The 21,192-nt window shown below is 42.5% G+C and carries 15 protein-coding genes; 2 read left to right on the forward strand and 13 right to left on the reverse strand.

The annotated features are described in order from the left end of the window. Positions 1-121: 121 nt before the first annotated feature. Positions 122-3,154 (forward strand): efflux RND transporter permease subunit, encoded by a 3,033-nt coding sequence (locus tag BN161_RS04090; RefSeq protein ID WP_044263349.1) that lies wholly within the window; start codon positions 122-124, stop codon positions 3,152-3,154. Between the two features lie 21 nt (positions 3,155-3,175). Further along, entirely contained in the window at positions 3,176-4,447 is a 1,272-nt protein-coding gene (locus BN161_RS04095; RefSeq protein WP_081743627.1) for a TolC family protein, read from the forward strand. A gap of 139 nt (positions 4,448-4,586) precedes the next feature. Here the strand turns inward: BN161_RS04095 and BN161_RS04100 are convergent, their stop codons facing one another. From BN161_RS04100 to BN161_RS04160, 13 genes are all read right to left on the reverse strand, one after another. After that, positions 4,587-5,822 (reverse strand): sodium ion-translocating decarboxylase subunit beta, encoded by a 1,236-nt coding sequence (locus tag BN161_RS04100; RefSeq protein ID WP_044263351.1) that lies wholly within the window; start codon positions 5,820-5,822, stop codon positions 4,587-4,589. Positions 5,823-5,828: 6 nt separating this feature from the next. Next, positions 5,829-7,664 carry a biotin/lipoyl-containing protein gene (locus BN161_RS04105; RefSeq protein ID WP_044263352.1) on the reverse strand — a complete coding sequence of 612 codons (1,836 nt, stop codon included), beginning with the start codon at positions 7,662-7,664 and terminating at the stop codon, positions 5,829-5,831. Positions 7,665-7,700: 36 nt separating this feature from the next. After that, the gene (locus BN161_RS04110; RefSeq protein ID WP_007664426.1) at positions 7,701-7,961 is read right to left on the reverse strand and encodes an OadG family protein; all 261 of its coding nucleotides are present in this window, start codon (positions 7,959-7,961) and stop codon (positions 7,701-7,703) included. A gap of 203 nt (positions 7,962-8,164) precedes the next feature. Then, a complete protein-coding gene (locus BN161_RS04115; protein ID WP_044263353.1) occupies positions 8,165-8,641 on the reverse strand; it encodes an HU family DNA-binding protein in 477 nt (158 codons plus the stop codon). A 690-nt stretch (positions 8,642-9,331) separates the two neighbouring features. Next, on the reverse strand, positions 9,332-10,393 hold the full coding sequence (locus BN161_RS04120) for a M20/M25/M40 family metallo-hydrolase (RefSeq protein ID WP_044263354.1): 1,062 nt from the start codon (positions 10,391-10,393) through the stop codon (positions 9,332-9,334). Positions 10,394-10,405: 12 nt separating this feature from the next. After that, a complete protein-coding gene (locus BN161_RS04125; protein ID WP_044263355.1) occupies positions 10,406-11,788 on the reverse strand; it encodes a radical SAM/SPASM domain-containing protein in 1,383 nt (460 codons plus the stop codon). Between the two features lie 2 nt (positions 11,789-11,790). Continuing rightward, positions 11,791-13,494 carry a YcaO-like family protein gene (locus BN161_RS04130; protein WP_044263356.1) on the reverse strand — a complete coding sequence of 568 codons (1,704 nt, stop codon included), beginning with the start codon at positions 13,492-13,494 and terminating at the stop codon, positions 11,791-11,793. After that, positions 13,475-14,824 carry a radical SAM/SPASM domain-containing protein gene (locus BN161_RS04135; protein ID WP_044263357.1) on the reverse strand — a complete coding sequence of 450 codons (1,350 nt, stop codon included), beginning with the start codon at positions 14,822-14,824 and terminating at the stop codon, positions 13,475-13,477. Before BN161_RS04135 ends, BN161_RS04130 begins: the two co-directional genes overlap by 20 nt. Before the next feature lie 83 nt (positions 14,825-14,907). After that, complete coding sequence (locus BN161_RS27965; RefSeq protein ID WP_052356173.1) at positions 14,908-16,050, reverse strand: radical SAM/SPASM domain-containing protein; 1,143 nt, start codon at positions 16,048-16,050, stop codon at positions 14,908-14,910. A gap of 236 nt (positions 16,051-16,286) precedes the next feature. Then, positions 16,287-17,432, reverse strand: coding sequence for an SH3 domain-containing protein (locus tag BN161_RS04145; RefSeq protein WP_044263358.1), 1,146 nt, complete (start codon positions 17,430-17,432; stop codon positions 16,287-16,289). 704 nt (positions 17,433-18,136) lie between these two features. Further along, entirely contained in the window at positions 18,137-18,949 is an 813-nt protein-coding gene (locus BN161_RS04150; RefSeq protein WP_044263359.1) for a hypothetical protein, read from the reverse strand. Next, positions 18,946-20,046: an AAA family ATPase gene (locus BN161_RS04155; RefSeq protein ID WP_044263360.1), complete on the reverse strand. Its 1,101-nt coding sequence runs from the start codon at positions 20,044-20,046 to the stop codon at positions 18,946-18,948. The genes BN161_RS04150 and BN161_RS04155 overlap by 4 nt, the downstream gene beginning before the upstream one ends. 91 nt (positions 20,047-20,137) lie before the next feature. Further along, positions 20,138-21,040 (reverse strand): helix-turn-helix transcriptional regulator, encoded by a 903-nt coding sequence (locus BN161_RS04160; RefSeq protein ID WP_244436413.1) that lies wholly within the window; start codon positions 21,038-21,040, stop codon positions 20,138-20,140. Positions 21,041-21,192 lie beyond the last annotated feature (152 nt).

A 21,192-nucleotide genomic window follows, 5' to 3' on the forward strand; every position in this document is an offset into this window, starting at 1 on the left:
AGAAATGGGGATGCACATTACGTAGGGCGATGCCCTACGCTATATAATGCAAGCCTTTCAGGCTTAAAATTCAGCCTGTTAAATTATCATTTATAGAATCTAAAACATAAATATAAATCATATGAATTTAGCTAAATATGCATTAGACAACACCAAGATTGTTTATTTCTTCCTGGCTGTGTTGCTAATCGGCGGTATACTATCATTCGACCGGTTGGGAAAGAAAGAGGATGCACCCTTTGTCATCAAGTCAGCGGTCATAATGACCCGCTACCCGGGGGCGGAACCGGCAGAAGTAGAACGACTGATCACCGAACCGATCTCCCGCGAGATACAGTCGATGAGTGGTGTCTATAAAATCAAGTCGGAGTCCATGTACGGACTGTCCAAGATAACATTCGAGCTTCAGCCTTCCCTTTCCGCAGAATCCATTCCGCAGAAGTGGGACGAACTGCGCCGCAAGGTGCTCAACATACAACCGCAACTACCCGCCGGCGCTTCCGTTCCCACGGTATCGGACGATTTCGGCGATGTATTCGGCATCTATTACGGTCTGGTAGGCGATGACGGTTTCTCTTACGAAGAAATGCGCAACTGGGCAGAACGTATCAAAACTCAGGTTATCACTGCCGACGGGGTAATGAAGGTAGCCCTGTTCGGTACGCAAACCGAAGTGGTGAATATCTATATATCCGTCAATAAACTGGCCGGTATGGGCATAGATCCAAAACAAGTAGCAAGCCTGTTGCAATCGCAAAACCAGATTATCAATACAGGTGAAATCAATGCCGGTGAACAACAACTGCGCATCGTTGCCAACGGAACCTACACCACCGTCAATGACATCCAGAACCAAGTGATTACCACTCCGGGCGGACAGGTGAAACTGGGCGATATCGCTGTCATTGAAAAAGGATATATGGACCCGCCCGCCAACATCATGCACGTCAACGGGAAGCGCGCCATAGGCATCGGCGTCTCCACCGACCCGACAAAAGATGTAGTAAAGACCGGAGAACTGGTAGACCGGAAACTGGCTGAACTTCTTCCCCTTATTCCGGTAGGGCTGGAATTGGAAAGTCTGTATCCGGAAAATGTCATAGCTCAGGAAGCAAATAATGGTTTTATCATGAACCTGATAGAATCCCTCCTCATTGTAATCGTTATCATCATGCTGGTGATGGGGCTGCGTGCAGGTATACTTATCGGCAGTTCGCTGCTATTTACCATTGGCGGCACGCTGCTCATCATGTCCTTCATGGGGGTAGGATTGAACCGTACTTCACTGGCAGGTTTCATCATTGCCATGGGTATGCTGGTGGATAATGCTATCGTAGTGACAGACAATGCGCAAATAGCCATTGCCCGAGGCATAGACCGGCGAAAAGCGCTGATAGATGGAGCTACCGGACCGCAATGGGGATTACTTGGCGCTACGTTCATCGCCATTTGTTCGTTCCTGCCGTTGTACCTCGCCCCTTCTGCCGTAGCGGAAATCGTAAAACCCCTGTTTGTCGTACTTGCCATTTCTTTAGGATTGAGCTGGGTACTGGCACTCACGCAGACCACCACTTTCGGCAACTTTATCCTGAAAGCCAAATCCGGCGATGCCAATAAAGACCCGTATGACAAACCTTTCTATCACAAGTTCGCCTCTATCCTCGAAGTACTGATCAAGAAGAAGACTCTCACACTGGGCAGTATGGCAGCGCTGTTCATCATCTCACTGGTCATCATGGGAATGATGCCGCAAAACTTCTTCCCCTCACTGGATAAGCCCTATTTCCGTGCCGATATATTCTATCCGGACGGTTACAGCATCCGTGACGTGGAAAAGGAGATGAAACAGGTGGAAGCGCACCTCCTGCAACAACCGGAAGTGAAACGAATATCCACCACATTCGGAAGTACACCGTTACGTTACTATCTGGCATCTACTTCCGTCGGTCCCAAGCCCAACTTTGCCAATATACTCATTGAACTGACCGACAGTAAATATACAAAGGAATACGAAGAGAACTTCGACCAATATATGAAGGCAAACTATCCGAATGCCATAACCCGCACCACTTTGTTTAAGCTATCGCCTGCGGTAGACGCCGCCATTGAAATCGGCTTTATCGGTAATAATGTCGATTCATTGGTGATGCTGACCAACAAAGTCCTGGAAATCATGCATCGGGATGATGATCTCATCAACATACGAAATTCATGGGGGAATAAGATTCCTGTATGGAAACCCGTTTACAGTCCGGAACGTGCCCAACCGTTAGGTGTCTCCCGGCAAAGTATGGCACAGAGTATTCAGATCGGTACAAGCGGTATGACATTAGGCGAATATCGTGAAGGCGATCAGGTGCTGCCCATCCTGCTAAAGGATAACACAGTCGATTCTTTCCGCATCAACGACCTGCGTACACTACCCGTATTCGGAACAACACAGGAAACCACTACCTTGGAACAAGTAGTCAGTGAATTTGATTTCCAATATAAGTTCTCGAATGTGAAAGACTATAACCGTCAGATGGTAATGATGGCGCAAGCCGATCCACGCCGGGGAGTAAATGCCATAGCAGCATTCAATAAGATATGGAAAGAAGTACAAGAAGAAATTCAGGTACCGGAAGGATACACCATGAAGTATTTTGGTGAACAGGAAAGTCAGGCAGAAAGTAACGCGGCATTGGCAGCTAACATGCCATTGACGTTTTTCCTGATGTTCATCACCCTGTTGTTCCTGTTCAAGACCTACCGCAAGCCAATTGTCATCCTATTGATGTTGCCGCTTATCTTTATCGGCATCGTACTGGGATTAATCTTGCTTGGTAAATCATTCGACTTCTTCTCTGTACTCGGCCTACTGGGTTTGATTGGTATGAATATCAAGAATGCAATTGTATTGGTAGACCAGATCGATATAGAAGCTGCTTCCGGAAAAACACCGCTGAATGCGGTAATCAGTGCCACAACCAGCCGTATCATACCTGTAGCCATGGCATCCGGAACCACGATTCTGGGTATGTTGCCGTTGCTATTCGACGCTATGTTCGGTGGTATGGCGGCAACCATCATGGGTGGTCTGCTGGTAGCCTCGGCATTGACGCTGTTCGTGCTTCCGGTGGCATATTGCGCGATACATAAGATCAAAGAGTGAAAAGAAGAAATACAAATAATCATGAAGAAGAAGATATTCATAATCGCCCTACTCTGTTGCTTCGGCCTGAAATCCGGAGCCCAGCAGTACTTAAGCCGCGAAGCATATCGTGACAAAGTAGAAACCTACAGCCAGGTGCTGAAACAGCAGCGCTTGAAAACCACGGCAAGCACTGAAGCGCGAAAAATAGCAAATACCGGCTTCCTGCCACAAATAGACATCACTGCCGAAGGTACCGCCAACCTCAACCACCTGGATAAGTGGAACAGTCCGAAAGGTGAATACCGCCCCTATACCTATCAGGCACTCGCAACTTTAGCACAACCCCTCTATACCGGTGGTTCTCTGATAGCCCAGAAACGTATGGCGCAGGCTGATGAAGAGTTAAGCCAGCTCACCACAGAACTGACTCTCGATCAAATTCATTATCAAAGCGATGCCGTTTACTGGAATGCCTCAGCCGCCTATGCCAGTCTTGAGGCTGCTGCTACATTTCAGGATATCATAAAGAAGCAGCACGATATTATTCAGGATCGTTTCAACGATGGCGCTATCAGTCGTACAGACCTGCTGATGATTTCCACCCGCCAGAAAGAAGCTGAATTGCAGTATATCAAGGCCCGCCAGAACTATACCCTTGCTCTGCAACAACTGAACATTCTGATGGGAGTAGCACCCAATACCCCTGTAGATAGCCTAAGTGAAATCAGTATAGCCAGTGAACCCGTCGACATTCTTGGACTTGACGATGTACTTCCACGCCGTGCCGATTATGCCAGCACAACGGTAAACATAGCCCGAAGTGAAGCACAACGCCATGCCGCCCTCAGCAAGTACAATCCTCAGGTAAGCATGTTCCTTGCCACAGGTTGGGATACCGGTATCACGTACATGGGACAGGAAATCCCCCATACGCCTGTAGCCGGAGTAAACGTCAGTATCCCCATCTTCCGTTGGGGGGCGCGTTTCAAGACAAACCGGCAACAGAAAGCATTCATTGGTATCCAGAAGCTGCAACAAAGTTATATCACTGATAATATTCTTGAAGAACTCTCCGCCGCCACTACAAAACTGACGGAAACAGAGCAACAAGTAAAGACAGCAAAGGAAAATATGGATCTTGCCGAAGAGAACCTGGACCTTGTCACTTTCTCTTATAACGAAGGAAAATCCAGTATGGCAGATGTTTTGTCCGCACAATTATCCTGGACACAGGCGCATACGAACCTGATTAATGCATATCTGGCAGAGAAAATGGCAGTGGCAGAATACAGAAAAGTGATTAGTGAATAAAGATTCAGGCGCGGATTACACGGATTACGCAGATTTATTTCTTTATTGTAATGAAAAAATCCGTGTAATCCGCGTAATCCGCGCCTAAAAAGTCCGCGTTCGTCCGCCTCAATCCGCGTCGTCCGCGTATCTATTCTCCTTATCCCAAGAATGAGATCAATACACCCGCAGCTACCGCTGAACCGATAACACCGGAAATATTACTGGACATACAGTAATTCAGCACATGGTTCTTCGGATCATACTTCGTAGCAATCTCATTGCACACACGGCTTGCCATAGGCACAGCACTCAGTCCTGTTGCACCGATCAGCGGATTGATCTTCTTCTTGCTGAACAGGTTGAACAGCTTCACAAAGAAGATACCACCCGTAATGGAAAGTGCAAATGCAAGGAAACCACCTATAACAATACCGATGGTCGTCCAGTTCAGGAATGCTTCGCTTGTCATAGTTGCGCCTACACTCAGTCCTAAGAAGATGGTTGCCGCATTCATAATGCTGTTGGCAGCCGCATCAAACAAGCGGCTGGTGTCCGCACCGATTTCCTTAATCAGGTTACCGAACATCAACATACCGATCAAAGGCACTGCCGTCGGTACAAAGAGAGCGACAATTGTAGTTACCGCTATCGGGAAAATGATTTTCAGTACACGCAGATTCTTGATTTCCGTCTTCGAAGGATAGAGTTTCTCCTGCTCCTTCATATTGATCATCAATTCCTTCTTAGAGCAGAACAGCTTCACTACCAACGGAATAATCACCGGCACCAACGCCATGTAAGAATAGGCGGCAATAGCAATCGGACCCAACAAATGCGGAGCCAGTTTAATAGTAGTGAAAATAGCCGTCGGGCCGTCAGCACCACCAATGATACCGAGAGCACCTGCTTCCTGCGGTGTGAAACCCATCATCACCGCACACAACAGCACCGTAAAGATACCCAACTGTGCTGCCGCTCCAAAGATAGAGAGACGCAGGTTACGAAGCATCGGTCCGAAGTCCGTCAAAGCACCCACCCCCATAAAGATGATGGGCGGCAAGAAACCTGTCTTAATCAACATATAGTAGATGAAGTTCATCAATCCCAAGTCGTGTGCAATTTCATGCAACGGCATTTCCCAGATGTTCTTTAATACCCCATTTACCATTACCATTCCGTTTTCATCCGCCTGAATGACACCCATTTCGCCACCGGGAAAGTTAGCGATGAGTACACCAAAGGCGATGGGCACCAGCAATAACGGTTCGTAATGCTTCTTGATACCCAAGTACAGCAGAATGAAAGCAATGGCATACATCACCAGAAACGACGGGTCGGCAATAATGTTGCTGAACGCCGTCATATCATAGAGTTTTGCAAATATTTCTTCCATCGCTGTTTATCCTATCTTCATTAATACATCATCTTCTGATACAGTGTCACCCGGAGTGGCGCAAATGGCCGTCACCGTTCCGTCAAAGTCGGCACGGATGGCATTGTATGTCTTCATAGCTTCAATGTAGCAAAGCAAGTCGCCTTTCTTCACCTTGTCGCCCACTTTCACCGGAGTCTCTTGTGCATTCTTCGTCAGGAAGAACTTACCTTCCAACGGAGCGATCACATCCTGACCTTCGCCTACGGGAGCTTCCACTTTCGCAGTAGCATTTGCCGGTAGGTCAATATCACCATAAGCCACCGTTACGCGATAAGCCTGTCCATCCACCTGTACGGTTAGCGTCTTCGGTTTAGCGTCATCCAACGGGGACTTATTAAGTTCTGCCTTCCGTTTTTCCACGTCTGCCAGGAAGTCTTCTTTCGCCTTGCCACTCTTGTATGCTTCGTATTGTGCCGGATGCATGGCATATTCGAAGAGTTCTTCATCATCTTCTCCCAGATCCCATTTATTCTCTTTCATCATCTTGCGATACTTGTCGAGCGCATCCGGATAATTATCCTGTGGATTTCCGGTGAAGAACTTACGGCCTTCACGTTCCGCTTTCTCTACGAGTTCAGGAGCCAGCGTACCCGGCAGTTTACCTGCCTTGCCCAACAGCATATCCCAGATATCATCAGCAATCATACCCCAACGTTCCTTGCCTTTTTCCATGGCAATCACGTTCATCATCGCCAGATTCTTAACATACTGACTGAATGGAGTTACCAACGGGGGATAACCTACACGCGGCCATACATAAGCTACTTCGTTAAACAGTTTGATAAGCAACTGATCCTGCGTCATAAACGGCAAGTTACGTTTTGCCTTATATTTATTGATGGATTCCAGATTGGACTCCAAGTCGGCCATAAGGCTACCCATCATACCACCCGGAAGTCCCGGACCGATCAGCAGGGAATTCATCAAGCGGTTCTTCGGACTGATGTACAAACCGAGGAAATCATCCATAAATTCCTGAATCAATGCACGCACCTTCATGTATGCTTCCATATTCACCTCAGGAACCTGGAAACCTGCATCTTTCAGCATTGCCTGCACACTCAGCAAGTCAGCGTGTCCTGTACCCCATGACAACGGTTCCATACCCACGTCAATATAATCGCAACCAGCCTCACAAACTTCGAGGATGCTTGCCATATTAAAACCAGGACCTGCATGGCTATGATACTGAATAGGAATTTCAGGATGTGCAGCCTTGATATTTGCTACGATCTTACCCAATGATACCGGGCGTCCGATACCTGCCATATCCTTGATACAGATTTCATCGGCACCTGCCTTGATGAGTGTTAACGCCATATCCGTATAGTATTCTACTGTATGAATGGGCGAATGGGTGATACAGAGCGAGCACTGGGATATCATTCCGGCTTCCTTAGCGTAAGTGATGGAAGGAATAATGTTACGGGTATCGTTCAATCCGCAGAATGTGCGTGTGATATCTGTCCCCTGTACTTTCTTCACTTTGTAAAACAGCCTACGTACATCCGCAGGCACAGGACTCATGCGCAGACCATTCAGTGCACGGTCCAACATGTGAGTTTGTATACCGGCTTCGTGGAACGGTTTCGTCCATGCACGTACAGCTTTATTAGGATTTTCACCAAACAATAGATTTACCTGTTCAAAACCTCCGCCATTGGTTTCTACGCGGGCAAAACAGCCCATTTCAACAATAGCTGGAGCAACCTTTACCAGCTGGTCTACGCGGGGCACATATTTTCCGGCACTCTGCCACATGTCCCTGAACACCAAGCTGAACTTAATTTCTTTTTTCATACTAAATAAATAGATGTGTGTTTTTATTAAAGATTATCATTTTACTTTCTCGACCTTGGCTACTTTACCCTTGCCTTGTGTCACCACTGTTACAGCGGCACTGATAGCAGCCAAAATATTTCCGGGAATCGCTGCGGGACCTTGCGCACCTTTCTTATCCGGCACCACCTCTTCGGGGGCGTACTTGTTTACCAGAAGAATGAGCCCTTTACCTAAGTAGATTACAATCAGCAGGATAGCGAACACTGTCGTCATACCTACCACCATCAGCAGAAGCGCTGTGTTTAGATTTTCCATATTATAAATTATTAGTTATTCGACCTGTTTTGCAAAAAATCGTCCGAAATTACGGATTTTCGATGAATTAAAACAGAAAAAGAACGATAAAATATGCTAAAACGAAAGTTCCCGTGCCCTCTCCTATCGAAAAGATTGCACGGGAACCACCTGTCACAAGTCACTGGATATCAAAAGATATCAACTTATCAGAACTAAGAGGATTAACCTAATGGATTATCCTCGATACCGCCGTCGCCACCGGTATTTCCGCTATCGGTGTTGCCACCGGGAGTGGCGGTTTTGCCCCACTCTTCCCAAACAATCTTCGTATTCACCATACTACGGGTAGTTACCTGACGACCACTGTTACGCTCCACTTCGGGAAGAAAGCGAACGCGTACCCCGTTAATCAGCGAAGCACTCACCTCCGCAGCCGTCGGTACTCCTCTTTTAGCGGAAGTAGCCGTGTAATAGAAAGTGCCCACACCGTCTATTTTCACTGTACGTCCCTGTCCCATATAACTACTTAATACCCGTCCAAGATTTTCCATCACCGCATACGTGTCACCACGGGTCACGGTAGAGAGAACGGACAGTTCGTCTGCCACTTCGCGGGTAGTAACCGCCTTGCCCCAGGTTACTGATTGAGGATACCACAAATTGTTTACTTTCTTCTGAATTCTTTTAAAAAATGCCATAATCGTAATGTTTTAAATGATTAATTTAATAATGTATATTCCATCTCTTTTATCTCATCCAAGAAGCAGAAGTTTTCAGCGTGAGGCCTCAACGATTCAGCTATCCGCTTTTCTCAAATTCGATGTTGCAAAGTTAGGGTGAGAAACAAGAGAAAACAAGAAAATGGCATCTACAACCGATTTACATAAATCACTATAAAACAACACATTACGCAACAGGCGTCTCTACAGCGAGAAAGAGAATATCAAACAGGAATAAGAAGAATAGGATGGTAATCTCTACAAGCAGGAGACGTAAAGCACTGATAATGAGCAGTGGCTTTCAGGGCGGTCTCTACAACAAATAGAGTTCCATCACTAAATGCCACTCAATCCAATAAATATAACTTTTGCCTGATATTGCCCATATCCGGTATGGAAACTCCAACAGATACATTAATATAAGTCGGGGCACAAATCACATATCGAACACCATTCAACAAGATATAATCACCTTTCACTTTTTCCGTAAAGCAAACCGTGAGAGTCAAATGTCCGGGATAGTGTAGATTAAAGCAACTTTCAGTCCAAATAAATCATGCACTAAACGCATGAACAAGATTGAACGATAAATGTGTACGCTTTGCTGATGAAGACATGCGGCTCTCACGGAATCAGTTTACAGAAATATATGTATACTTACCATACTCATCAAATATCATTTTGAATACAAAATAGTATTAGAAGCTGGATAGCTGCATTTACATCTCTAATATCACACATTTCCACAGGCGTATGCATATAACGGCAAGGAATACCAAGTGATATTGTACGAATTCCTTCATGTACAAGCTGTATTCGAGATATGTTAGTTCCTCCTGTGGCATGAGGTCTTGCAGACATTTGGTAAGGTATATTATATTCCTTGGCAAGCATTTCCAGTTTTCTACTTAAAGCAATATCACAATCGACATTTAATGGAATGACAACGCCAGCCCCTAAAAGTATCTTCCCGTATTTGCTTTGAGAGCAGTCCGGCACATCTGTAGCAAAATCAAGATCTACAGTAACAGCAATATCCGGTTTTATACGATATCCCGCTACAGCAGCTCCTCTACTTCCAACTTCTTCTTGTACAGTTGCAACACCAATAATAGTATTAGGTAATGTATGTTCTTGGGCGAGTTGTTTTATTACTTTTATAATGGCATACACACCAAGCTTGTTATCCAATCCCCTACCAGATATTCTGTTTTTCCCAAGCCATTGCAGATTAGGCATTAAAACAACTGTATCACCAACTGAGATATTTAATTTCACCTCATCAACATCCAGACCTGTGTCTATCCATAGCTGATTCAGTTTCAATGTATGTTTTCGATCATCAGAGGACATCAAATGAATAGGTTTTTTGCCGATTACTCCCAGCACACGTTCACCACTACGGGTAACAATCTCCACTTGTGACCCTGGCACACATTGTTCGTCAATACCACCATTACATCGCACATACAAGAAACCGCTTTCATCAATGTGTATTACTTGAAAACCTATTTCATCGGCATGTGCCTCAACCATTATTTTTTTACCATTCCCACTACCAGATAACACACCATAAGCATTACCCATCACATCTGTATACTGTTTATTTACATTTTTTTCTATTTGATTAAGGTAGCATTCGCATACCTCTTTTTCGAATCCGGAGACTCCGGATGCTTGACATAATGAATTTAATAATGAAATATCATTGAAAATTTTATCCTGTAACATAACTCTTTGAATTTAATGAAGTTGAAAATACTTTTTAATGACACATTCTTTCAATATCTTTGCCATTTCACAAAATCGAGAACACGCGCTATATACATCACCATTTTCATTAAAATTATATACAGCACACATATCACAAAAGTTGTACAAATCACAGCTCTTGCATGTGGCAAATTCATCTATATTAATTGCCCGTAACTTATTAGCTTGTTCACTCAACCATATATTTTTAATGGAAGATGAAGCAATGTTTCCCATTTTCATGCCATTCCATCCCGGACAGGGATATACGGTTCCATCCGAATCTATACAAAGTGAAGCCGAGAGGATATCACACATTGTTCGACGACGGGCATATCTCTTCGACAAAGCTTCCGCCAGCGTATTTGAGTTAGCTATAGCTTCAATAAATTTAGGTTGGGAATCAATACGAAATTGAAGCATATCCTTTGTTTGCTCTAAATTGATTCTAACAGACAAGTTATCATTTTTGCCATTGCATTCAGCCATCATCATAAAGTCAAAATACACATCTACACCTAAACTTTGAGCATATTTATGGAGACTGCGTACTGTAGAAACATTTTGGGACATCACCGGACAAGAAATCATGGCAGGAATATCATTTTTCACCAACATTTCTATATTCCGTTTTGTCCTTTCAAATGAGCCTTTACGTCGTGTTATTGATTCATGAATTTGTTCATCCGTTGAATAAAGTGAAACTTGTACATTAAATACATCAAGTTCCTTTATCTTCTTTAAATTGGCTTCGGTTAAGGAAAGCAGATTGCTTTGTAGTAAAATCATTAAATTTAGTCGCTTACATTCCTCTAAAATTTCGAAGAGATTGGCATGTAACAAAATTTCGCCTCCTGAGAATACCACTTTAAGCCCATTCATTGCACGAAATTGCTGAAGGATTTCAATAACTTGTTCAACACTCAAGGCATTTCCCTTATCTTTTTTTTCATTGGGAAGATAGCAATGAATGCAATGTTCGTTACAAACATCCGTCAATTCTATTTGCAGATTGATTAAACAAGGGACTTCGCTTTCATTTTTTATTCCGATGAATGGGTAATCGCCAAACCGATGCTCTATTTCTGCTTTATGAGCATAAGAAAAACGTCTTTCCAAAGTCACAGGAATGCCTATAATATCTATCAGCCATACTTTATGTAACTGAAGCATAGTTTTCTCTATTTCTACAGAATCAACTAAAATTTCATATATAGAGGATAGAGTATTGTGGATTCCGATGCTTTCCAGCCACTCAAATTTATCTTTTGGCAAAAAAGCCCGCATATGGCTCACCTGATTCTCCAAATAATAGCCATCTGAATAATTACGCACAAAGGTGTAGGGATTCAATCTAAAACTTAGTTCTTTCATAATTATTGGAATAACTCACTTAAGGAATCTTGTGAAGGCATATGCTTAGCCATAGCTGTTTGACAAGCAGTTTCTATTTCTTGCAACAAAGGATAAAGACAACCTATAGATAAATGACATCGTTCACAATTGAAGCACATGGGTGTATCAATTGCCTCCAAAGCCTTTTCCGGATGTGCTAAAAATGATGATGCAATTTTATAACTATTGGCTGTTTTATCTGCCACATATTCCCCTCGCAAGATGTGTATCATTTGTTCATAATAGGGACGTATCTCTCTTTTTTGTGACAGGCAGTAACTTTTATAGGTCTCCAAGCACTCTACAGCCTCTTCTTTATGTCCCAATCTTACATGAAGAAGCATAAGTATAATGTGACGGTTAACCGTATTGTTGGGGTGATTGTTTCGAGTGAATAGCTCTATTGCTTCCTTGTCAAGTAGACTCAGATATTCAATGGTTTCACGACACTCAGAATCATTAAGCCACCTGAATCGAAAGAGAGGATTAACCCTGTTCTCAGTAAGTTGCATGTGACAGACACGTCTATTGAGATTGCAAAATGTATGGTCAATCTCCGACAATCCCGGTACCACTAAATGAAGGGCAGGAAATCCGAGAAATGAATTGTCACGTATATATATATCGTATCCTTTCTTTATCAGCCACTGACATATATTATGCAGGTCTTCACAGAAATTCTTGCCAACGGGTATAGTAGTATGTCCCAAATATGAATAAGAAGGGAGACCGGTAAAGAAATTATCATGCTGCCGTCCCCTTCCATACATTAGACTTCGTTTAAACTCATTGAATGCATCTAATCGTTCACAGGCATTGACATCATTCTCAAAGGTCAAGGTATCTGCTGTATATCCTTGAAATATTTCAGTGAAACATCGTTCAAGAGCTATTTCGGGATTGAGGTCGGCTCCCAGATGAAGTATGTACTTTGATTTGTCTTTATTATAGAGTAAAAGTCCAATTACAGGAAATCCTTCCCCTAATGAATAATCCTTAATAGAATAATCCATTCCATAAACATTCCGTAGATCCTCTAATCGCTCAATCACCTTTGTTCCATCAAATACAGACCTTGGAACCTCAGGAGGAACAATTTTTCTTTTATACATTTCCTGTATGCAATACCGTTCGAAGACTTCACAAAACCCTTGAACAAGTGCCTCTTCACGGATATTGCCGGCACACATACCATTCGAACCGTTTATCCAGCGGATGAGAGAATAAGGTACTTCTTGGACTTTACCACTGTTTACATGATAGAAAGGAAGCGATACCCCCTCTAGAGTAGCTGAACATAATCCTGTAGACGAAAGCACTCTTGGCACATATTTTTTAATCGCCGCTATTGCATCATCATGGTTTAATTCATAAGCTTTTTCATCAGGGAAAAAGCGACAAGATGAGTTGATGTTTGCGGGATTTGGGTAAACGATTACTCTGTTCTGAAAACGCTCCATAAATTCAGCATAACCGCTTGCTAAAGCATATTCTTGATTCATTCCTTTCCCATTAGTACCTATCGAAGAATCTTCCCCATGCGAAAGATAAATTCGGCATGAGAAGAAATCACGACCATCACCTAAGCTTTTTTCCTTTACGGGGAGAACATGTGTTGCAATAATATTTCTAATGCGGTTTACCGTGCCTGTCGGTGTATCAGCTTTATAAGGTTTCTTTATCATCTTTTTCTTTAATCAGTGAAATTATTTGTCTTTGATAATTAGATTTCCAATCCGGGCAACAGGTTTCTGTTCCATGCTTTTTATCAGTAAACAGCGCATTATGGGGACAGCCGCCATTGCACAGTGGCACAAGAATACAGTCTTTACAAATATCAGATTGCAGTGGAGTCCATTGTTGCCACTGAGTGTACCATAAAGGCTTAAATACAGATTGCCCTGCTATATGCCCCATTACCCATTTCCGATTACCCACAGTGTCAAGACATTTATAAATCTCTCCGCCCGCACCAATCACTATATCCCCCTCACGCAAACAGCCACCCAAAGGAGCCGCGTGCGGAAATCTGTATTGCCATAAATCTAAACTATGAGCATGTTGGATGAGCCGCCATTCAACTTCGGCAAACTCCGCTTCTGTATAAAGTGTATCCGATATGGCGTCTGGAGTATAGTTGTAGTCTATTGTTCTACAAAACGACAACCCCACCTGCCCGCATAGCTTGCTTTTCGCAATAAAGTCAAGCAACTTCGGTATTTCCTCAGCATTATTTTTATCTATAGTCATGCGTATAGTAACCCATGCTCCAGTATCTACCAACAATTCTATATTGTGCCAAATGGTCGAAAATGAAGATTCTCCATTCTTTAAGGGCCGGCGTACATCATGAGTTGCAGCTAAACCATCTATGGTAATAATATATCTTTTCACTTGCAATTGAGATACCATTTCATGGCAACGTGCTTCATTCAACGCAAAACCATTTGTCGTTATATCTGCTTTATATTCAATCTGATGACTATTACAAAATTCCATCAATGCGAGCGACAACTCTTTCAATCTGTAATAAACAAGTAATGGTTCACCGCCAAACCAAGTTACGCGTAACTTCTTGCATGTTCCTACTTGTGTCCTCAAAAAGTCTATGATATGACTCATTGTGGCTTTCTGTATATTGTTTTTCATTTTTGCGCCCTCAAAACAATATACGCAACCCATTTGACAGTTATTTGTCAGCAGTATTGTCAAATCTATATAAGAGAGGTTTTTTTTACCTTGAGCAAAGAGTTTCTCCCACTCTGTTTTCTCATTAATATGGCCTGTGACTAAAAATCCTAATTCAAACAATTGCCTTGCGATATTCCTCTCTAATAGATGTGGCTGTTTCAATTCACCACATTCCGCTAAAATTGCATTACGTGATGAGGTGTTAAAGACAACCATTCGATTTTTGTCTATCCTTATTCTATCATTCCATACCGACCATTTTAGATCTTGTAAATGGAAATCACCAATAGAAGCAAGCCTATTAGTTCGTAAAAGTATTTTCATTAATATTGATAAATTTCTTTAATAAAAGAAGATGATTATATGCCTTGCCCCTATGTGAGAAAAGTACAAATAGCATTTTTTCATTATTTATGCACAAAGATTTTATTAATTATATCACGTTTTTCTTCAAGACTTTTCCCTTTTAACATATATAGATAGCCTCCTTTTGATTCAATCCATTTCACAATATGTTCCCAATACATCATATTGCTTTTGCATCTATACGGATAACCAAGCATAAACCTCTCTCGAAGACAACCTCCATGACATGTAGGTTCAAATTTACAGAGATGGCATTTTTCAGGAACAGGAGCCTTTAAAACGAGTAATTCTCGGGCATCAGATGCTGCAAATTCTTCGGGTGTTTGAGTGAGAAAGTTTCCTATTACAGACTCTGGCACATCGAACTCAGCACATGAGAAAACATCCCCACCAGGACTAAATGCCATATAACGCTGATGGCAGTTTTCTTCTCGTAAACAGAGCGAAGGAACCCCTAAGAGTAAATCAGCCACCAATTTTATTATATCCGTATTATCAGCTGGTTTTGAATCATTTGCCCAACAATCAAAGAATTGTATCATAGCTCCAGTAAATTCTTCATCACTTACATACATGGGTGACGAAAGTGTGTCAGAATCGTTAATTGGAAAAACACGTGCCAGCCTGACATTCATGTTTCGCTGTTTGTAAAAATCATATATATCATGGATTCTATGCAAATTATCCTTAGTGATTAAATTTATGGCACCACACCTAATACCTGCAGCTAAAGCATCATTGATATTCTTTACGACAATTTCTGTAGACACTTTCCCTGACGGAAAAGTGCGATAACAGCTAAATAAATCTACGCTTACACCGACAAAACCATCAAAGTACTTCTGAATCAATGGATAAATATCAGATTTAAGTAATATTGCATTCGTTTGTATACCATGGGACACTTTTATCCCTTTATCTGCAAATAGCCTATTTGCAGATTCTATTACAGCAGGCAATCTTTTAGCAAAAAGTAAAGGTTCACCGCCATGCCAACATATTGTAAGGCTTTTAGCACCTACAATTAAAGCGTATTTGTATACGAATAAAAGACCACAATAAATTTCTTCATCTGACATCTCGCCTCCTTGGGCATAATTATCGCGTCCATAGCAATATTGGCATGCCAAATTGCATTTCAGTGTGACTTTAAACGTCACATATATATTTTTTAAAGTTAGCATAACGATGAACCATTTTTTTAATCTTTAGTCGAGCGGTGCAGGGTGACCTTCATTACAATGATCACACCATTCTGCTTGAGTTTCGCTTGCATCGAGACGTACTTCGAGTTCAGCGTAAAGACTTTCATTCTGTGCCATAATGGTAAAAAATAAAATGTTATTCCTACTCTTTTCTGGTTTTTCGGATTCCACCTATCTTCACATAAATGTTTAACGTTACATTTAATATATCAAAGTTAACGCCGCCTAGCACAGCCATTGCCGTCCACATCCCACGGATGACCGCTTTCATCCTGCCAATCACCTGTAATAGGGTTGCGTGTCAAGAATGTAGGATGGCCGTTACTGTCATATATCACCCTATCACCTCTAGCTGTTTCTTGCGAGGTACCCGAAGTGGGCGGCAACGGTGTTTGTGAGGTATCCTGCACCGAAGCATGGCTTTCTCCATTGGCAACTGCGCCTACCAGCAGCAAGATGAGAAAACCTCCTATCAGTACACCTGCCGTTTCCCATACCATAGCCAAGAAGCCACCACACACAAGTATCACCAACAAGACAGAGCGTAATGCTCCTAGCAGTCCTCGCGAGGTACGTACCACCATCGCTATCCACAATACACCGATTATTCCCAAAACAATGAACCATAATTTGAAACTAAGTAGCAGCGAAGCAACGGATAATCCCGCAACAAGCATCAGTGGATACCCCAACAGCGTACCCAAACATCCGGGAAATAATTCGGACATGATAGGACGGAAAACTGCAAACTGCATGCCTAATATTGCTATCAGTAACACAAAACCTAAAGCGGCATAAAGCCAGCCCACTTCGTTAGGATCGCCAAACCAAACCATTTCACCATGCCCAGGCGCCATTATTCCAGCCACAAACAATAATTCGGCCACACCCATAAGCACCAATAGCGTGCTACATAACGGAGTACGTGCCAACAGCAGCAATAGTATGCTTAATCCCAAAATAACATAAGGCATTTTCTCATACAAGAATATATAAGTCTGATAACCGAACAGTTTGTCGTCGTCAATGTCCGGTACGGCACACTCGTCAGATGGAATGTAGGCCTTAAGATAACGGGCACTAACATAACCTTTCTTGCCATTATACGTAACCTCAGCCCAATTATCCGTACAGGAAAGTACCTCAACCAAGTCACCGTTCATAATTGAACCGACCTGTAGGGCCTGAGATGATGGAGCTTCGCGTAAAACAAGACTGGTGTTTACAGTTACTTCGTATGAGCCCGGAGTAAGAGGCACCTGTGAGGCATTTGCCGCCTGCAACAAAGCGATCGAAAAAAGTGCTGACACCGTAACCCATATCTTGAATAGATGCGGGAGAAATTCAAGTCGAATAGCCATATTCTATTAAAATAAAGCCCTGCAGATTCCCGAATCGGACGGTTCATAAATTAGATATAAGCCTGATTCATATAAAAAGAAAAAGCGCGGGAATCTGTACCTGTTACTTATCCTGTGTGCTAGGCCTTCGCATTGCCCCTCAACCAAGGATAAGCAACGCAGAAGCCCACGCCGATATGTACAAACAACTTTGCACGCCACTTGTTGTGGCGCACAAAGGATATAGACATATCCCGCAGACATCTACCGTTGCCCTGTCCTGTGGTTGAGTGATAAATTTGCGAAGTTTAGCACAACCAAGACAAAAACGCAGTAAACGTCTTTTCTAATATATGAATTTCCCACCCCATTCACCCTCATTCGAGGTATCGGCGCAGGAAACATCGCAAAACTACAAAAATAAATTTATAAACAACAAAAAATGACAATGTTTTTTTAGGAAAGTCAAGCCAGGAACTTTTTTTTGTAACAATATATTAAAGATCAATAGCATTGGTTTCAATCGCCAATCCGCCACAATCCATCCCCCTCCCAGAACACCTTCTGAAGCGGGGGTAATTCAGTATACGACTGAATAGGGTTCAGTATACGACTGAATGGCATTCAGTATACTACTGAATAGGGTTCAGTATAAGACCGAAGTTATATTAGTAGCAAAACAAGATTGGGAACAAAGGGGAATCACCGTTTTTTGTCCTAATAAATCAATACAAATTGGCTATATCCCTAAAATAATCATATAAAAATATCGGAAATGAGTTCAAGACAGCCACTCTACAATCTTGCGTATTTACATACTTAGTCAATTGCTTTTCATATATGGTGCTCTGAGCGACATTTTCTTTGGAAATCGGTATGGCAGCCACATCCATACAAATAAAGTTCGCCTTTCGGATATTCATATCGGTCAAATGCAACCAATTTTCTTTAGCTGTCTGCCGTTTCAACAACTTCTTTTCCTCTTTTTCATTTTTATTACCTGATATAAGCAGATGTTCAAAAGACTCATAAAAAGAAAAATCACGAGCCAAGGCTTTAAAATTATGACATTCCTCACGAGTAACGTAATAACTCTGATAATCCTTATCCGGCAGTTGCTTGGTATAGAATACAGATTCAACCATGGGGTAATTGATATACAATTTTCCATTCTCGGTTTCATCGTTAAAATACTCCAGCATTTCACCGATATGTCGGTTATTCTCTTCCAATGTCAATCGGGATTCTTGAAAATCATAATCGAAAAACAAGAATATTTCAGAAACATTCACTTCCAGAATGTCAGCAAGAGTATCATCCCCGTTCTCTTGCAATATGTCATTAAGTATAGTTACCGTATTTCCGCTTGCTGTAACATTTTCAAAGACATCATACCCCTTTAACTTTGAATATAAAGAATAAATATTACTGTTATAAGTACATACGAACGGTTCTGTTTCTTTGGCGAAAAACAAATGTTTCAAAGTCTCAAAAAGACGAGGTCCACATTTCTTACCTTCAAAAATAAATAGTATCATACCTTAAAAGTATTACCCCGAAAAAGCTTTTCGATATTGTGCCCGAATCTCAATTCTTTATCCGTACAATCACACAAAGGTTTAATCTTATTTTCATTCAAGATAAAATTACAGTCCGGACGCAGCAGGTCATTGGTCATCAGATAAGTGTTATGTGAAGACGTAAATATCTGGCAATCCATATTGAACAACATTTTGCACACTTCAAAGGCTAAACGGAAATGATAGAATGCATCAAATTCGTCAATAAAGACAAATGACGCTTCACTCATTCGCTTCATCCAAAAATAAAGTAATTGCAGTGACTTGGTTCCCGTAGATGCAACCAAGTAGAAAGGTATTTCCGAACCGCCTATATCACAAAGTATTTGTTTATCGGCAGACGTATGTGCAACAAGCCGGAACGTTTGCCCACTGACTCTCCGCAGGAAATTTGAGAAATCTTCAAGCAATCCGTTTGCAATGATAAACTCATCAAGATTCATTGCAGTTGTTTCCAGACCGATAAATTCCCTTATATCAAGATTCCGGAACCAAAGCATCGAGTTGACAAACTTACTGAGTTTTATTAAGTAGTGTTCTTTGGCCAACGGGTAGGAAGTCAATAAGAAATTGACTATTGACACATTATTTGCATTGCTTCCGAGGTTATTCTCTATGGTTTCTTCCATAGGAAACTGTTGTTTGTCTATGCAAAAAGAGCCATTCTTCCGTTCAAAAACTAAGTTATCGTCAACCCGAAGTGATTCAGACACTAATATACCATCGGCATTTTTGGAATAAATATAGACAACTATCTCGTTCCCAAATCTAAATGTATATTCGAACTCAACCACCCCCTCTTTCTTTCCGGCATAAATGAAGTTTATATAGTAATCTATCTTTTTCCACTTGGGAGATAGATGGTTTTCTATGTCAAACAAGGCCAAACTGAAATTCGTTTTACCCGAACCATTGGGACCATATATGATACCATTCTTTATTATACCGTCTTTTATGGCATTCTTATTGAACTCATAATTTGCAGGAGTTGACAAATCCCACTCTATGCGGTCTGCAAATCCACGATAGTTGGTAACGGCAAATTTTACTATCATATTCCTATTGGTTTAATTTTCAAGAGACAAAGATACGAAAAATAGAAACCGTAAAAAAATTACGGATTTAAAATATCTTAATGAACACGCATCAGCACCCGGCCACCACCGCATCCACCGTTTCACCGTTGGCAAACAACGCCTCGTCCATCTGCAACAGTCTCTTCTTCAGCCGGAACTTCTGCTGAGATACCGAAGCGGGCGACACAGCCGTCAACGTAGCAACCTGCGCGTTGGTAAAGCGCAACCGGATGAGCAGGCAAAGCTGAAGATCGGCAGGCGTAAGTTTCGGGAAACGTCCGGCAAGGCGGGCGGTAAACCCTTCGTACACACGGTCCGTGAGTGTTTGCAGGTATTTCCACTGTTCGTCCGTGAGGAACTTGGGATGACTGCGCAGTTGCCCCACTACCTCGTCGCAGTCTATCAAGGCAGAAGTGAGTGCCTGTACCTGGCCATCCAGCACGTGCGCACGCTCCCCCTCCTTCCGCAACAATTCCAGTTCGCGGGGGAAGGGACGCTTTTCATAATCCTTGAGGCGGGCACGGAGGGATGCGTTCTCTTCGCACAAGTGACTGCCATGTTCCATAAGGTTCACCAACGACCGATGTACTTCTTCCCGTTCTTCATCCGTCAGCGACATTTCCCTCAGGCACTCCTGCAATTCATTTTTTTCCAGTTCATTGTTACGCAGACGTTGTTCATTCTCGCTCAAATCAATAAGATAGCGGCGATGCTTACGGTCGGTCGAAAACTTGATATCTCTTATGGAAAGCCATACGTTCAGGCCTATCATCAGTGCGGTAAACGCTCCCCAGAAGAATTGCTTCCGCTTATCGGCAGGCATCAGGCGGACGCGCTTTCCATCAGAAAGTTCTTTCACCCTGTTATATTCACGGTGCAAGTCTGCCAGCAAACGCACGGCATGAGCGCTGTCGGCCGCACCAACTTGTACTAAAGAGTCGGCACGGACGAGAGATTGTTCATAATCGAGCATGGTTTTACTGACAGGGGCAGTGCAAGCTGTCAGCCCCAGAAAAAAAGAAAGGACAAAAAGAATAGTATATATCCGCTTTTCATAATCAATGTTTTGTCGTTGTTTTTTAGAATCAACACATATCAATCTTATATACACAAAAGTAATGCTTT

The sequence above is a fragment of the Bacteroides timonensis genome, from assembly GCF_000513195.1.
In the GTDB taxonomy this organism is placed as follows: domain Bacteria; phylum Bacteroidota; class Bacteroidia; order Bacteroidales; family Bacteroidaceae; genus Bacteroides; species Bacteroides timonensis.

Bases quoted from the DNA above. Each gene is read 5' to 3' on its own strand.
- BN161_RS04090 (WP_044263349.1), top strand. From the start codon at position 122: ATGAATTTAGCTAAATATGCATTAGACAACACCAAGATTGTTTATTTC.
- BN161_RS04095 (WP_081743627.1), top strand. From the start codon at position 3,176: ATGAAGAAGAAGATATTCATAATCGCCCTACTCTGTTGCTTCGGCCTG.
- BN161_RS04100 (WP_044263351.1), bottom strand. From the start codon at position 5,822: ATGGAAGAAATATTTGCAAAACTCTATGATATGACGGCGTTCAGCAAC.
- BN161_RS04105 (WP_044263352.1), bottom strand. From the start codon at position 7,664: ATGAAAAAAGAAATTAAGTTCAGCTTGGTGTTCAGGGACATGTGGCAG.
- BN161_RS04110 (WP_007664426.1), bottom strand. From the start codon at position 7,961: ATGGAAAATCTAAACACAGCGCTTCTGCTGATGGTGGTAGGTATGACG.
- BN161_RS04115 (WP_044263353.1), bottom strand. From the start codon at position 8,641: ATGGCATTTTTTAAAAGAATTCAGAAGAAAGTAAACAATTTGTGGTAT.
- BN161_RS04120 (WP_044263354.1), bottom strand. From the start codon at position 10,393: ATGTTACAGGATAAAATTTTCAATGATATTTCATTATTAAATTCATTA.
- BN161_RS04125 (WP_044263355.1), bottom strand. From the start codon at position 11,788: ATGAAAGAACTAAGTTTTAGATTGAATCCCTACACCTTTGTGCGTAAT.
- BN161_RS04130 (WP_044263356.1), bottom strand. From the start codon at position 13,494: ATGATAAAGAAACCTTATAAAGCTGATACACCGACAGGCACGGTAAAC.
- BN161_RS04135 (WP_044263357.1), bottom strand. From the start codon at position 14,824: ATGAAAATACTTTTACGAACTAATAGGCTTGCTTCTATTGGTGATTTC.
- BN161_RS27965 (WP_052356173.1), bottom strand. From the start codon at position 16,050: ATGCTAACTTTAAAAAATATATATGTGACGTTTAAAGTCACACTGAAA.
- BN161_RS04145 (WP_044263358.1), bottom strand. From the start codon at position 17,432: ATGGCTATTCGACTTGAATTTCTCCCGCATCTATTCAAGATATGGGTT.
- BN161_RS04150 (WP_044263359.1), bottom strand. From the start codon at position 18,949: ATGATACTATTTATTTTTGAAGGTAAGAAATGTGGACCTCGTCTTTTT.
- BN161_RS04155 (WP_044263360.1), bottom strand. From the start codon at position 20,046: ATGATAGTAAAATTTGCCGTTACCAACTATCGTGGATTTGCAGACCGC.
- BN161_RS04160 (WP_244436413.1), bottom strand. From the start codon at position 21,040: ATGCTCGATTATGAACAATCTCTCGTCCGTGCCGACTCTTTAGTACAA.